At 31.8% G+C, this 13,312-nt stretch carries 16 protein-coding genes and 1 tRNA gene; 10 read left to right on the top strand and 7 right to left on the bottom strand.

The genetic code is table 11. The annotated features are described in order from the left end of the window. Positions 1-64: 64 nt before the first annotated feature. Together OJ995_RS04520 and OJ995_RS04515 are read left to right on the top strand one after the other, a co-directional pair. Positions 65-343, top strand: a complete 279-nt coding sequence (locus OJ995_RS04520) for an HU family DNA-binding protein (RefSeq protein WP_111567791.1) — start codon at positions 65-67, stop codon at positions 341-343. Between the two features lie 120 nt (positions 344-463). Then, complete coding sequence (locus tag OJ995_RS04515) at positions 464-1,024, top strand: YqgE/AlgH family protein (protein ID WP_133610845.1); 561 nt, start codon at positions 464-466, stop codon at positions 1,022-1,024. On the opposite strand, the gene OJ995_RS04510 is transcribed toward OJ995_RS04515, so the two are convergent. Beyond that, the gene (locus OJ995_RS04510) at positions 1,017-1,856 is read right to left on the bottom strand and encodes an aminotransferase class IV (RefSeq protein ID WP_264368334.1); all 840 of its coding nucleotides are present in this window, start codon (positions 1,854-1,856) and stop codon (positions 1,017-1,019) included. The genes OJ995_RS04515 and OJ995_RS04510 overlap by 8 nt on opposite strands. A 52-nt stretch (positions 1,857-1,908) precedes the next feature. Then, on the bottom strand, positions 1,909-2,301 hold the full coding sequence (locus OJ995_RS04505; RefSeq protein ID WP_264368333.1) for an START-like domain-containing protein: 393 nt from the start codon (positions 2,299-2,301) through the stop codon (positions 1,909-1,911). A 151-nt stretch (positions 2,302-2,452) separates the two neighbouring features. On the opposite strand from OJ995_RS04505, the gene OJ995_RS04500 reads away from it, so the two are divergent. The 4 genes from OJ995_RS04500 to OJ995_RS04485 all read left to right on the top strand — a co-directional run bounded on the left by OJ995_RS04500 (position 2,453) and on the right by OJ995_RS04485 (position 4,901). Next, positions 2,453-2,526: transfer RNA gene (locus OJ995_RS04500), tRNA-Met, on the top strand. 66 nt (positions 2,527-2,592) lie between these two features. Beyond that, a complete protein-coding gene (locus OJ995_RS04495) occupies positions 2,593-3,276 on the top strand; it encodes a carboxylesterase family protein (RefSeq protein WP_264368332.1) in 684 nt (227 codons plus the stop codon). Positions 3,277-3,382: 106 nt separating this feature from the next. Further along, positions 3,383-3,916: a CIA30 family protein gene (locus OJ995_RS04490; protein WP_264368331.1), complete on the top strand. Its 534-nt coding sequence runs from the start codon at positions 3,383-3,385 to the stop codon at positions 3,914-3,916. Between the two features lie 40 nt (positions 3,917-3,956). Beyond that, the gene (locus OJ995_RS04485; protein ID WP_264368330.1) at positions 3,957-4,901 is read left to right on the top strand and encodes a tRNA dihydrouridine synthase; all 945 of its coding nucleotides are present in this window, start codon (positions 3,957-3,959) and stop codon (positions 4,899-4,901) included. A 2-nt stretch (positions 4,902-4,903) separates the two neighbouring features. On the opposite strand, the gene OJ995_RS04480 is transcribed toward OJ995_RS04485, so the two are convergent. Beyond that, positions 4,904-5,248 (bottom strand): FUSC family protein, encoded by a 345-nt coding sequence (locus tag OJ995_RS04480; protein WP_264368329.1) that lies wholly within the window; start codon positions 5,246-5,248, stop codon positions 4,904-4,906. A 42-nt stretch (positions 5,249-5,290) separates the two neighbouring features. Then, positions 5,291-7,003 carry a histidine--tRNA ligase gene (gene hisS / locus OJ995_RS04475; RefSeq protein ID WP_264368328.1) on the bottom strand — a complete coding sequence of 571 codons (1,713 nt, stop codon included), beginning with the start codon at positions 7,001-7,003 and terminating at the stop codon, positions 5,291-5,293. 200 nt (positions 7,004-7,203) lie between these two features. Here hisS and OJ995_RS04470 point away from each other — a divergent pair, with 200 nt between their 5' ends. After that, positions 7,204-8,445: an ABC transporter permease gene (locus OJ995_RS04470; protein WP_264368327.1), complete on the top strand. Its 1,242-nt coding sequence runs from the start codon at positions 7,204-7,206 to the stop codon at positions 8,443-8,445. Positions 8,446-8,463: 18 nt separating this feature from the next. Here OJ995_RS04470 and prmC read toward each other — a convergent pair whose 3' ends face one another. The 3 genes from prmC to OJ995_RS04455 are packed head-to-tail and all read right to left on the bottom strand — an operon-like array spanning position 8,464 to position 10,725. Continuing rightward, entirely contained in the window at positions 8,464-9,324 is an 861-nt protein-coding gene (gene prmC / locus OJ995_RS04465; RefSeq protein WP_264368326.1) for a peptide chain release factor N(5)-glutamine methyltransferase, read from the bottom strand. Then, entirely contained in the window at positions 9,324-10,232 is a 909-nt protein-coding gene (locus OJ995_RS04460; RefSeq protein ID WP_264368325.1) for a hypothetical protein, read from the bottom strand. Before OJ995_RS04460 ends, prmC begins: the two co-directional genes overlap by 1 nt. A gap of 16 nt (positions 10,233-10,248) precedes the next feature. Continuing rightward, positions 10,249-10,725: a GNAT family N-acetyltransferase gene (locus tag OJ995_RS04455; protein WP_264368324.1), complete on the bottom strand. Its 477-nt coding sequence runs from the start codon at positions 10,723-10,725 to the stop codon at positions 10,249-10,251. Positions 10,726-10,806: 81 nt separating this feature from the next. Between OJ995_RS04455 and ribD the strand changes: the two genes are divergently transcribed. From ribD to OJ995_RS04440, 3 genes are read left to right on the top strand one after another with little or no spacing between them, the layout of a single operon-like run. Next, positions 10,807-11,850, top strand: coding sequence for a bifunctional diaminohydroxyphosphoribosylaminopyrimidine deaminase/5-amino-6-(5-phosphoribosylamino)uracil reductase RibD (gene ribD / locus OJ995_RS04450; RefSeq protein WP_264368323.1), 1,044 nt, complete (start codon positions 10,807-10,809; stop codon positions 11,848-11,850). Further along, entirely contained in the window at positions 11,843-12,445 is a 603-nt protein-coding gene (locus tag OJ995_RS04445) for an HAD family hydrolase (protein ID WP_264368322.1), read from the top strand. Before ribD ends, OJ995_RS04445 begins: the two co-directional genes overlap by 8 nt. Before the next feature lie 6 nt (positions 12,446-12,451). After that, positions 12,452-13,312, top strand: a complete 861-nt coding sequence (locus tag OJ995_RS04440; RefSeq protein WP_264368321.1) for an EamA family transporter — start codon at positions 12,452-12,454, stop codon at positions 13,310-13,312.

Here is a 13,312-nt window from a genome sequence, read left to right as displayed (position 1 = left end):
TTCAACAATACCGCTAAATTTGTCATAAATAATTAAGTTTAACCAATTATAAATAACTTTAATCATGAACAAATCAGAATTAATCGATGCAATGGCAGCTTCTGCTGGTATTACAAAAGCAGCTGCTAAATTAGCTTTAGAATCATTTTTAAGCAATGTTGAAGGAACTTTAAACAAAGGTGGAAGAGTATCTTTAGTAGGTTTCGGATCTTGGTCAGTATCTAAAAGAGCTGCAAGAGATGGTAGAAATCCTCAAACTGGTAAAACTATCAAAATTGCTGCTAAAAATGTAGTAAAATTCAAAGCTGGTGCTGAATTAGAAGGAGCAGTAAACAAAAAATAATTTTGATACATCAAAATAAGAGAGTCCCGATGCAAATCGGGACTTTTTTTTGCATTTCATCGAGAATATTTTGAATTTGTAATTTTTTTTTGATAACTTTAATTAATTAACTACAGAAATATGATATCAACTTTACCAAAAAAAGGCCATCTGTTAATTGCAGAACCTTCCATTTTAGGCGATGTTTCTTTTAATCGCTCTGTGGTCTTATTAGCGGAACATAACGATGAAGGCTCAATTGGTTTTATCTTAAATAAACCTTTGAACTATACCATCAATGATTTGCTTCCGGAAATTGAAGCTTCTTTTAAAATATACAATGGCGGACCTGTTGAACAGGACAATCTGTATTTCATTCACAATATTCCAGATATTATCCCAAATAGTGTTGAAATTTCAAATGGAATTTATTGGGGTGGCGACTTTGAAACCACCAAACAATTGATAAACGAAGGAAGAATTACGAAAAATCATATTCGCTTTTTCCTTGGCTATAGCGGTTGGAGTGTTAACCAATTAGAAATGGAGATGCAAGAAAATTCGTGGATTGTTGCTGAGAATACGCTCAAAAACAAACTACTTTCAAAAGCTAGCACTTTGTTTTGGAAAGAAAAGATAATTGAACAAGGTGGCGAATACGTGTTATTTTCAAACGCTCCAGAAAACCCAATGCTTAACTAAGTCGGATTTTAGCATTCAATCTTTTAATTACATCTGAAGCAAATTCAGCAGTGTATTCTTTTTTACGGTATTTAGTTATAGGTTGAATTCCCGAAATTACATTGGTCAAGAATAACTCATCCGCTTTTTGCAAATCAAAAGGAGAAATAGAAGCTTCTTTAACTTCGATTCCTTCTATTTTTTTCAAGAGTTCTAGTATTTGTTTGCGCATAATTCCGTTTAAACAACCATCAGAAACTGGTGGAGTTACTACTACATTACCCGTTTTCATAAACAAGTTACTTTGCAAAGCTTCCACTACATTCTTTTCGTCATTTAAAACTAAGCAGTTATCATAACCATTTTCGTCTGCAAAAATACTTCCGGTGATTTGAAGCATTTTATTATTGGTTTTTAAAGTGGAAAGCAATTGTTTTGAAACGTAGAAATCTTTGTATAATTCAACTTCATAAGATTCTTTACCAATTGCATATAAATCGGAATTTAATGACGAAGCAGCAACTATAAATTGTACATTTCTAGTTTTTGGCAAATAAAAACCATCTGAATCTCTGTAAACAGAAAAGCGAACACGATATGAATTAGAATCTGAAAATGTAGCAATTAGTTTTAAAATTTGCTCTTCAAAATATTCCATGGTAAAATTCATAGGAATTTCCATGCGGCAAATTCGCATTGAAGCCATTAATCTAAAATAATGATCTTCAAGAAAAAGTACTTTATTATCTAATACTTTAATGGTTTCAAAAACACTATCTCCAAACAAAAAACCTCTGTTTGAATCAATAAGAATTGCGCTATTTTCCTGAATATTTCCGTTACAATTTACCATAAAAAATCCCGATTTTTAAATCGGGACAAATATAACTTATATAATTGATTTTTTAAACGGAACCTAACACATGTTTTAGGTCAGAAATTTGATTTTCCCACAATAATTTAGATTCGTCTAATTCATCTTCGTGAGCAAAATCTGAAATTACAATAGAAACGTCTTTAGTAATTTCATCTTCCATAATTTTTAATTCAAAAAAGTAATCGGTTTCAGTATTATCTTCTTCTAACCATCTGAATTTAATACGCTCTCCTGTTTTCTTAGAGGCTAATTTTGCTTTCTCTTCCGAGTCATCCCAAATAAAAGTAAAGAACTCACCTCTCGAATTTACGTTATCGGCAAACCATTCCGATAAACCAGATGGTGTAGAAATATATTGATATAGTAGCTGTGGCGAAGATTGAATGGGGAATTCTAATTCATATTTTACTTTTGCACTCATTATTCTAATATTTAAGTTGGAAATATATATAGAATTAATTGAATATACAAAAAAAACATTTTATTAATTTTTTGTAAAATTATATTTGCAAAGAATATAAATAGTTTTATATTTGCACCCGCATTCAACAAGGATGTGAGACCAACATTTTGGCGAGGTAGCTCAGTTGGTTAGAGCGCAGGATTCATAACCCTGAGGTCACGGGTTCAACTCCCGTCCTCGCTACGAAAACCCGAAATTTTACTTTATTGTAAATTTCGGGTTTTGTTTTTTAAATCTAATCCATTGATAATGAAATTAAAACACATATACATAACCTTTTTTGTACTAATTACTTCATTGGGATTTTCTCAATTAAAAACGATAACTGATAAAACCACTTATCCGTTTTGGATTAATGTTCCCGAAAAAGAAAGTACAGAAAAACAACCGATTCTAATTTTTCTACACGGAAAAAGTCTTTCTGGAACCGATTTGAATCGTGTGAGAAGATATGGTGTACTTCGCGCAATGGATAAAGGAAGAAAAATTCCAGCCATTGTTGTCGCTCCTCAATTAGCTAAAGGAAGTTGGAATCCTGATAAAGTTTTAGAAGTTTTAGAATATGTAAAGAAAAACTACAACATAGACGAATCCCGAATTTATGTTTGTGGTATGAGTTTAGGCGGTTATGGAACTCTACATTTTGCAGGTAAACACGCTGATAAAATTACAGCAGCAGTTGCTATTTGCGGCGGTGGAAATGTGAGCGATGGTTGTAAATTAGCTACCATTCCACTTTGGATTCAGCATGGAGATATAGATTATATTGTGCCGCTTTCGGAATCACAAAAAGTGGTGAATGCAATTCGTAAATGTAATGATAAAGCTAATCTAATCTTTTCGATTATCAAAGGTGGGAATCACGGAAACGTAGAACGACTTTTTCATGAAGATGCCATGTACGATTGGTTATTCAAACAAAAAAGAGAATAATATCTTCCTTTTTTAAAATCAGATTTCACACTTAAACACTTCTAAACCAAAGGTTAAATTTCTTAGCAGATCAATTCATTTCTGTACTTTTAATAAAAATTACGATATGAAATTTCTAATTATTTTAGTGTTAACCCCTTTTATTATGAATGATTTTCTACTTTTTGACTTCAATGAAAAAACCAATCCACGTGAATGGAGAATCATTGATGATGTTGTGATGGGTGGAATTTCAGACGGAAAGTTTAAAATTGATGAAAATGGAAATGGTATGTTTTTCGGAAGAGTTTCAACCGAAAACTATGGCGGTTTTTCATCGGTTCGTTATCAAATGAACAAAAAAGATATTAGTAATTTTTCCAAAGTCAATATCCGATTGAAAGGCGATGGTAAAAATTATCAATTCAGAATAAAAGATGATATTAATTCCTACTACTCTTACATCACAACCTTTGAAACTACGGGAGAATGGGAAACTGTTACCCTAAACTTAAAAGATTTATATCCTTCATTCAGAGGTCAAACACTTAACTTACCAAATTTTGATGGTAAATTTTTAGAAGAAATTGTTTTCTTGATTGGCAATAAAAAAGATGAATCTTTTGAACTGAAATTAGATAAAATCGAATTAGTAAAATAAAAGAAAATACGCAGCTTAAAAATTGTATTATCTTTGCTGCATGAGTATTACATTATTATCTTCCCCTTTACAAGGATTTACCGATTTTAGATTTAGAAACGCTTTTCACAAACACTTTGGTGGCATCGACACTTTCTATTCACCTTACATCAAACTGAATGGAAAATTGGTGGTAAAAGGTTCGTACGAACGTGATATTCTTCCTGAAAACAACTCTACTCTAGAAGTTATTCCACAAATTATAACAAATGATGCTGAGGAATTTTTATTTGTGGCGAAATATGTACAACAATTCGGTTACAAAGAATTGAATTGGAACTTAGGTTGTCCGTATCCAATGGTGGCAAAATGCGGTATGGGTTCGGGATTGATAAAAAATACCGACCAAATTGAACATATCTTAAAACGTGTTCACAATGAAACTGACATTATCGTTTCGATGAAAATGCGAATGGGTTATGAAAATCCAACCGAAATTTTAGATGTTTTCCCCATTTTAGAACAATATCCGATTAAAAATATCGCGATTCATGCTCGAATTGGAAAACAATTATACAAAGGCGGTGTCGATTTAGATTCGTTTCAAAAATGTTTAGATACTTCAAAACAGAAGATTTATTATAATGGTGATATTACTTCGGTAGCGAAATTTAAAGAATTACAAGAACGTTTTCCTTCCATTGATCATTGGATGATAGGAAGAGGTTTAATTGCCGATCCATTTTTACCTTCGATGATTAAAAACGACACTACAGAATATCCGAAAAATAGATTGGAAATTTTTGAAGCTTTTCACGATGAAATCTACAGAGAATATGATGCGTATTTGCAAGGCCCAACTCCTATTCGTATGAAAATGTTAGGGTTTTGGGAATACTTTTCGGAATCATTTTCTAATCCACAAAAGACATTCAAAAAGATAAAAAAAGCGGGAAATAGCAAGAATTACGAAACAGCTGTCAAAGAGATTTTTAAAAATGGGTAAATCTATATTTTAATCTTATCACCTAATTTCTTCCCAATCAAATAAGCAACACCAATTCCTAAAATCAAAATCCAAAGATTCATAAAAATATAAAAAGTATATGCCATTGGATTTTCAGTTGAATTGAAGCAATATCTTTCAATCAGAAAACAAAATTGAGTCGTTTCTTTAGAAAATAACGACAAAGCAAAACTCATCAAAAAAGTAATTCCGATAGCCGACAAAATATAAACTACGTTTTTATTCATCGGTTTTTTACCTGTGGGCTGAAACACATTTCGTTCAGCTTCAGTACGTTTATTGTTCTGAAGTGACCAAAATACTTTTTTAGCTTCGTCGTCTACCATATCAAATTCTATTAAAGTTCAACAACAAAGTTCTGATTTTAATTATTGTAATAACGTAACTAAAGTTGCAAAGTCTACTTTTTGTTGTTCGCCAGTCGCTAAGTTTTTAAAGCCAAATTCTTCTCGCTCTATTTCCGATTCTCCTACAATTACGGCAAAAGGAATTCCTCTTCTATCGGCGTGTTTGAATTGTTTATCAATTTTTGATTTATCAGGATATAACTCAACTTTGATTCCTTTTTGACGCAATTTCCCGATGGCTTTCATCGAATACAAAGCTTCTTTATCTCCAAAGTTTAAGAACAACGCTTTTGATGTCGCTAAAACAGCTTCTGGAAATAAACCAACTTCTTCCATTACCAAAGCAATTCGATCTAAACCAAACGAAATTCCAACACCCGACATATTTTTCAATCCGAAAATACCCGTTAAGTCATCATAACGACCACCGCCACCAATTGAACCCATAGCCACACCTTTTGGAGCTGCAACTTCAAAAATGGCGCCTGTGTAGTAATTTAAACCACGTGCTAACGTAACATCTAAATCCAAGAAAGCGGTTTGTAAACCTAAAGTCGTAACGTTATCACAAATAAATTGCAACTCGTTTACACCTTTCATTCCTTCTTCTGAATTAGCTAATAATTGCGCTAATTTTTCTATTTTTTCGTTGATGGTTCCCGTAAAATTAAACAACGGCTGTACTATTTCTATCGCTGTTCCCGAAATGCCTTTTTCTAACATTTCTTTTTTCACACCGTCCTCACCTATTTTATCTAATTTATCTAAAGCTACTGTAAAATCAATCAATTTATCCGAAGCGCCAATAACCTCAGCAATTCCAGATAATATTTTACGATTGTTAATTTTAATGGTAACGCCACCTAAACCTAACTGACTAAAAACTGAGTCGTACAATTGCACCAACTCCACTTCTTGCCAAAGTGAATTCGAACCCACCACATCAGCATCACATTGATAAAACTCTCTAAAACGTCCTTTTTGAGGTCGATCTGCTCTCCAAACCGGCTGTATTTGGTAACGCTTGAACGGAAATTCAATTTCGTTTTGGTGTTGTACAACGTAACGTGCAAAAGGAACCGTTAAATCGTAACGTAATGCTTTTTCTGAAATGTTTGCTGTAAATTTTTTTGAATTAGATTTAATCGACCAAAGGGAGTAAACAGTAGATGATATTGAAAAAATAGTTTTCTTATCTTCTTCATAAAGATCAGCGTACTTTTCAAGTTTTCCATTATGATTCATATAAAAATCTAAATTTTTAAACAACAAACCGGTATATTCATCTAAAGTCTCAAAAATAATTTTGAATAAATTATTATCAAAAACTTTATTTAGATTCAATGATTCATTTAAACCTTTAGAATTATATATTCTTTCTAAGAATTCAATTTGTATTTTATTCTTTTCAATAAAATCTATCGAATTTACATCGGATTCATTTATTAAATTTATGTAAAAATTCGATATAATATTAATTACACCATTAATAAATGCATCCGAAAAATTATCTAAATAATCACCAGAATTCAAGATTTTAAAAATCAAACGATCGCCTTCTTCACCATATTTCCCCATTAAGGTTTCTGAGTTTTCAAACGAAGGTGTTTCAATAGGTTGAAAGCCAAATTTTTCAAAATTGGTTTTAATTGTACTGAAAATATAATTGCGTTTCGCCACTTCTGCTGGTGAAAAATCTCGGGTTCCTTTTGGTATGCTTGGTTTTTGTGCCATTTTAAATTTAGAATTTAGAATTTAGAATTCTGAAAGTATAGAAATTTTAAAAATTTCGTAGTGCAAATATCGAATATATTTAGCAGTATTAAAAATCAATTCAGAGATTTAAAATTTCAGAATTTTTACTTTCTAAATTCTAAATTCTAAATTCTTACTTTTAATGTGTAACATTTTACTCATACTTTAGTCTTATAGTCATGGTAGGATTATTTAAAGAAAATACAAAAATTGCGCTTGATTCCATTAGAAGTCAGGCTTTGCGTACTTCGTTAACTGTTATGATTATTGCTATTGGAATTACGGCTTTGGTTGGAATTCTAACAGTGGTTTCAGCATTAGAGAATACTATTTTGAAAGATTTTGCTTCTATGGGAGCCAATACTTTTTCGATAAGTCAATACGATTTTTCTTCTGAAATTAATCAAAACGACACCGAACAACGTGTCAATCCTATCATCAGCTATCCAGAAGCCAAATCATTTCAAGATAAATTTAATTTTCCATTTACAACTACTTCCCTATCGTTTACTGCTGGTTCAGCTATTGAAGTAAAATATGGTGAAAAGAAAACTGATCCAGAAATTTCAGTTGTGGGTGTAGATGAAAATTTTTGTCCAAACAAAGGTTTAGAAGTTGTAAAAGGTAGAAATTTCAATTCGTTTGATATTTCGAATAACAATTATGTTTGTGTTTTAGGTTCGGATTTTGAAAAAGGTTTGTTTGAAAATATCAACCCTCTTGATAAAACCATTTCAATTCGTGGAGCTAAATTCAAAGTAATTGGAGTTTTAAAAGAAAAAGGTTCAACATTTGGAAATAGTCAAGATTTACGCGTTTTGATTCCAACTCAAGTAGCACGTTCTTTATTTTCTGCTCCTAACATCAACTACGATTTAGATGTAATGGTTACCAATGAAGGTTTGTTAGATGAAGCGGTTGATGATGCTATTATCACCATGAGAAGAGTTCGAAAATTAAGTCCAGTAGAAAAAGAAAATTTCGGTATTGAGCGTAGTGATGATTTGATTCAAACGTTACTTTCTAATACAGCTGTTTTAGGAATTTCGGCTTGGGTAATTGGAATTATTACCGTTTTTGGTTCTTCAATTGCATTAATGAATATCATGCTAGTTTCTGTTACTGAAAGAACACGTGAAATTGGCGTTAGAAAATCGCTTGGAGCGAAACGCAGTACGATTGCGTGGCAGTTTTTTACCGAAACATTAGTAATTGGCCAATTAGGTGGAATTGTTGGTATCTTATTTGGAATCTTGATTGGGTTTGCTATAGCATCAGCAATTGGATTTGCCTTTGTAATTCCATGGATGGCCATTATTGCAGCATTTATTACAACCTTTATTGTAACGATTGTTTCTGGATTATATCCTGCGATAAAAGCATCTAAATTAGATCCTGTGGAAGCGTTAAGATATGAGTAGTTAGTACAAATTTACTTTTTACTTTTCACTTTCACACTTAATCATTCTGTCATTCCCGTAAATATCTTTTTTCAATTCGATATTTTTGAAACCTAGATTTTCTAGTAACTCAACCGTTTCTTTTCCTAAATATTGATTGATTTCGAAGAATAACAAACCTTTTGGCGACAAGTTTTTCAAAGCTAATTGTGCAATTTTTCTGTAAAAAAGTAAAGCATCGGTATCTTCTACAAATAGCGCCAAATGCGGTTCGTAATCCAAGACATTTTTCTTGATTTCTTGCTTTTCTAAATTGCGAACGTAAGGTGGATTTGATACGATGATATCAAAGTTTTGATTTAAATCTAGTACTTCTAAAATATTGACTTGAATGAAATTCACTTCAACCTTATTTGATTGAGCATTTCTTTTGGCAACTTCTAATGCTTTTTCGGAAACATCAATTGCTGAAACGTTTGCTTGTGGTAAATTTACTTTTAATGAAATAGGAATACAACCAGAACCGGTTCCAATATCCAAAATCTCTAACTTTTGACTTTGAACTTTTGACTTTTGACTTTCAATTATCCGCTCCACTAATTCTTCTGTTTCTGGTCTTGGAATTAAAGTGTTTTCATTGACTTCAAATTGCAAGCCATAAAACCAAGCTTCTCCTGTGATATATTGAATAGGTTTTTCTTGTTGTAATTGAACTAAAATGGAATTCCACTTTTCAATTGCTGCATCTGAAATCTCATAATTAGGGTTCAAGGCCACATCTACTCGCTTTAAATTATGCAAATATTCGGTTAGGATAAAAAAGAAACTTTCGATTTCTTGTTCATCTTGAATGTTTTTCAGTGCATCGAAAAAGTGAACTTTATATTGTTTTAGTAGCATTAGATACCGTATTTCTTTTTAATGAGCTCGTGAATATCTTTTTCTAATTGCCATGGAGGCAAACCTACAGCTATTCTCCGTTTATCTAAATTTTCAAAATCATCAATCAAATCTTTTCCAATATTACTATAAATACCATACAGATAAACTCCATTACTTCTTAAATTACTATCTATCAAAGTACCATAGATTTCTGCAGGCGCTCTTCCTCTTCTAATTAAATCGAGAAAAATAGGCTTCCAATATTCTGCATCTTCACTATTTATATGATAAACGAAAATAACTGCACTGAAAAATTTATCATCAATTGTATAATTTCCAAATTGAGGAAACATTTCATCAGGAAAGCAATCACAATCCGCAACAATCTTTCTTAACTTTAAATAATTAATGCTATCCACTCTTTTCAATCCTTCATAATCACGATTAATTCTTACACTTTGGTCTTCCTCCTTCATTTTTAAAATTTCATTTCTCAAATCTAAATTCACTTGTTTTAGATAAGCCTCATGATATTTTTTAGCCTTTCGTTCTAATTTTCTCCAATATCTTGTGTTTTGAATATCCTTATAAAGAGGAGAGTTTTTAAAACCCTCAAAATTAGCACCATAATCTCTAACTAAAATTTCAATATAATGAACCGCTTCTTCTGGCTTGTTTAATCGCATAGCACATTCAGCTAAAACTGCAGGTTCATTAATTTCCATTTGTTTTAATAATGGACAATTCTTTTCAGCAGTTTTTAATAAATCATAGGCTTTTTGATAATCTTCCTTCAAATATTCATATTGTGCCTGATAAACTAATTGATAATAATTGTTGATGTAATCATATTCTTCATTGATTTTCTTCTTTTGAGAAAAACCAACTACGGAAATCAATAAAAAAAATAAAATCTTAATTTTCATAAACTTAATCTTGATATTATAATTTCTTCGTCATCCAAACTTCACAACTATTATGACCAGTATTTCCCATTGGACCATCGATATTTTCAAAACCTATTCGTTTGTATAGTTTTTGAGCGGTTGTCATAAAAGATAAGGTTTCTAAATAACAGATTTCAAATCCTTGTGCTTTCGCAAATTCCAAACACTTTTCAATGATTTTCTCTGCATAACCTGTTCCTCTAATTTCGGGAGCAAAATACATTTTTTGTAATTCACATACCGAAACATCTGCATTCTCTAAAGGAGCAACACCACAGCCACCAACTACATTTTCATCATGTTCCACAACATAATAAACAGAACGAGGGGCTTGATAGACTTCGTATAAAGTATCTAAAATAGGGTCAGCATAAGCCGTTCCTACTTTTGGCGCATCTAATTCATGAAAAATATCACGAATTACCTTGGCAATCGACTCATTATCTTTTTGTTGGATTTCTCTAATTAGCATAGCATTTTTATTGTTGGGTAAAAGTACGTAAATTGGTAGAATCGATTATTAAATCTATCTTAAAAATACTACTTTTGTATTATGACGACGCACGAATTTTACATGAAACGCTGTATTGAACTCGCCAAAAATGGTTTGGGAACTACGTATCCAAATCCGTTAGTAGGAAGTGTGATTGTGCATGATGGTAAAATCATTGGCGAAGGTTGGCACAAAAAAGCAGGAGAACCTCATGCGGAAGTCAATGCGGTGAATTCGGTAAAGGACAAATCTTTGTTAAAAGACGCTACGATTTACGTGAGTTTAGAACCGTGTAGTCATTTTGGAAAAACACCTCCATGTTGTGATTTAATTATTGCAAATGAAATTCCAAATGTTGTAATTGGTACCGTTGACCCATTTGCAAAAGTGGCTGGCAATGGCATCAAGAAATTAGTTGAAAGTGGCAAAAATGTAACCGTTGGTATTTTAGAAGACGAATGCAACGAACTCAACAAACGCTTTTTTACCTTTCATCAAAAGAAAAGACCTTATATTATATTGAAATGGGCAGAAACTGCTGATGGATTTATTGCTCCACTTTCGAAAGAAGAAAAAGCTCCCGTTTGGATTACAAATCCATATTCCAGACAATTGGTTCACAAATGGCGTACTGAAGAAAAAGCGATTTTAGTTGGAACCAATACCGTTTTAGACGACAATCCAAAATTAGATGCGCGTGATTTTTCAGGAAATAATCCAATTCGAATTGTATTGGATAAATCAGGCAAGATTTCTGAAAACTATCAGGTAAAAGACAATTCTCAAAAAACAATTTTCATCACTGAAAGCGAAAAATTCATTTCAACTGAAAATTGTATCTATGAAAATGCTATCTTTGATATTCACCTAATTTCTTCAATTTGTGACATTTTGTATAAATACAATATACAATCGGTTATTATTGAAGGAGGAAGCAAGACTCTCCAATCATTCATAGACGCGAATTTATGGGATGAAGCAAGAGTTTTTATTGGACAAACAACATTTCAAAACGGCACAACAGCCCCAAACATTTCCGGAAATCCGGTTGCTAGTTTTGACATAATGAATGATGAACTTAAAATTTTCAAGAATTATGATTGAAGCAATTATTTTTGATTTTGGCGATGTTTTTATTGATTTGAACAAACAAGCTATTGACACTGAGTTTAGAAAATTAGGTTTAACCGCTTGGCATGACGATTTGGATGCTTTGAATAAAAAGTACGAAATCGGTAAAATTGACGAACTCGAATTCATGCAAGGTTTTCAAAAACATATACCAAATGCTGATTTAGCCGAAATTAGAGCTGCTTGGAATTCCATTTTAGGTGACTTCCCTTTATATCGATTGGAATTTTTACAAATGATTGCATCAAAATACCGATTATTTCTCTTGAGCAATACGGATAGCACTCACATTGAAAAATTTGAGCACAAAGTAGGACAAACTTTTGCTCGCGATTTTTATAGTTGTTTTGAAAAAGTATATTTCTCGTATGAAATAAGACTTAGAAAACCTGATGAAAATGCCTTCAAATATGTTATCAACAATCATAATCTGAATCCTAAAAAAACATTGTTTATCGACGATAAAAAAGAAAACACAGATGTTGCGGAAAAATTAGGATTACAAGTTTGGAATTTACAACCAGGCATAGATGACGTTACCCAACTTTTCGATAAAAAAATAATATAACCCATTGTGATTTATCTACTTCTTAGCATTTTATTTAATGCCGTTCTTTTTGTAATTATTAAACTTTTTGCGAAATTCAACATTGATGCTTTGCAAGCTTTAGTAGTAAATTACTTTGTTGCCTTCTTAGTTGGGCTATTGTTTTTAGATGACCAGCTTGTTCCAACTAAAATCATCTCATTAGACTGGTTTAAAGGAAGTTTAATTTTAGGTTTTGTTTTTATATCTACTTTCTACGCCACAACATTAACATCTCAAAGAAACGGGCTTTCAGTTGCTTCCGTTGCTTCTAAGATGTCGGTAATTATTCCAATTACATTGGGAGTTATTTTATATAATGAAAGTCTTGGATTTATCAAAATCATAGGAATACTTTTAGCATTAATTGCAGTTTATTTCACTTCGAAAAAAGAAACTGGAGAAGTACAACAAGCTAATAATTTACTTTTCCCAATATTAGTTTTTATTGGAGCAGGAACCATAGATTCAAGTTTGAAATATTTACAAACCTTTCACGTCCCTGCAAATCAAATTGGTTTATTTTCATCTGTCACCTTCTTCTGTGCTTTTAGTGTTGGAATACTAACGATACTTTTCCTAACCATTCGAGGAAAAATTAAATTTTCAGGAAGAAATATTTTGGGAGGTATTGCATTAGGTTTACCTAATTATTTTTCTTTGTATTTCTTAGTCAAAATGTTAGAAGCAAAAGCGTTTGAAAGTGCTACTTTATTTACCATTCATAACATTGCTATTGTAATAGTTTCTACCTTTGTAGGCATCTTATTCTTTAAAGAAAAAATTTCTGTTAGAAATGCTTTTGGAATAGGACTCGCTTTATTTGCACTATTTTTAGTTACTTATTAA

The organism is Flavobacterium lacisediminis (assembly GCF_025909975.1).
GTDB lineage: Bacteria > Bacteroidota > Bacteroidia > Flavobacteriales > Flavobacteriaceae > Flavobacterium > Flavobacterium lacisediminis.
This window is presented reverse-complemented; position numbering and strand designations above follow the sequence as displayed.

Coding starts and splice junctions, on each gene's coding strand:
- OJ995_RS04520 (WP_111567791.1), top strand. CDS start 65: ATGAACAAATCAGAATTAATCGATGCAATGGCAGCTTCTGCTGGTATT.
- OJ995_RS04515 (WP_133610845.1), top strand. CDS start 464: ATGATATCAACTTTACCAAAAAAAGGCCATCTGTTAATTGCAGAACCT.
- OJ995_RS04510 (WP_264368334.1), bottom strand. CDS start 1,856: ATGGTAAATTGTAACGGAAATATTCAGGAAAATAGCGCAATTCTTATT.
- OJ995_RS04505 (WP_264368333.1), bottom strand. CDS start 2,301: ATGAGTGCAAAAGTAAAATATGAATTAGAATTCCCCATTCAATCTTCG.
- OJ995_RS04495 (WP_264368332.1), top strand. CDS start 2,593: ATGAAATTAAAACACATATACATAACCTTTTTTGTACTAATTACTTCA.
- OJ995_RS04490 (WP_264368331.1), top strand. CDS start 3,383: ATGAAATTTCTAATTATTTTAGTGTTAACCCCTTTTATTATGAATGAT.
- OJ995_RS04485 (WP_264368330.1), top strand. CDS start 3,957: ATGAGTATTACATTATTATCTTCCCCTTTACAAGGATTTACCGATTTT.
- OJ995_RS04480 (WP_264368329.1), bottom strand. CDS start 5,248: ATGGTAGACGACGAAGCTAAAAAAGTATTTTGGTCACTTCAGAACAAT.
- hisS (WP_264368328.1), bottom strand. CDS start 7,003: ATGGCACAAAAACCAAGCATACCAAAAGGAACCCGAGATTTTTCACCA.
- OJ995_RS04470 (WP_264368327.1), top strand. CDS start 7,204: ATGGTAGGATTATTTAAAGAAAATACAAAAATTGCGCTTGATTCCATT.
- prmC (WP_264368326.1), bottom strand. CDS start 9,324: ATGCTACTAAAACAATATAAAGTTCACTTTTTCGATGCACTGAAAAAC.
- OJ995_RS04460 (WP_264368325.1), bottom strand. CDS start 10,232: ATGAAAATTAAGATTTTATTTTTTTTATTGATTTCCGTAGTTGGTTTT.
- OJ995_RS04455 (WP_264368324.1), bottom strand. CDS start 10,725: ATGCTAATTAGAGAAATCCAACAAAAAGATAATGAGTCGATTGCCAAG.
- ribD (WP_264368323.1), top strand. CDS start 10,807: ATGACGACGCACGAATTTTACATGAAACGCTGTATTGAACTCGCCAAA.
- OJ995_RS04445 (WP_264368322.1), top strand. CDS start 11,843: ATGATTGAAGCAATTATTTTTGATTTTGGCGATGTTTTTATTGATTTG.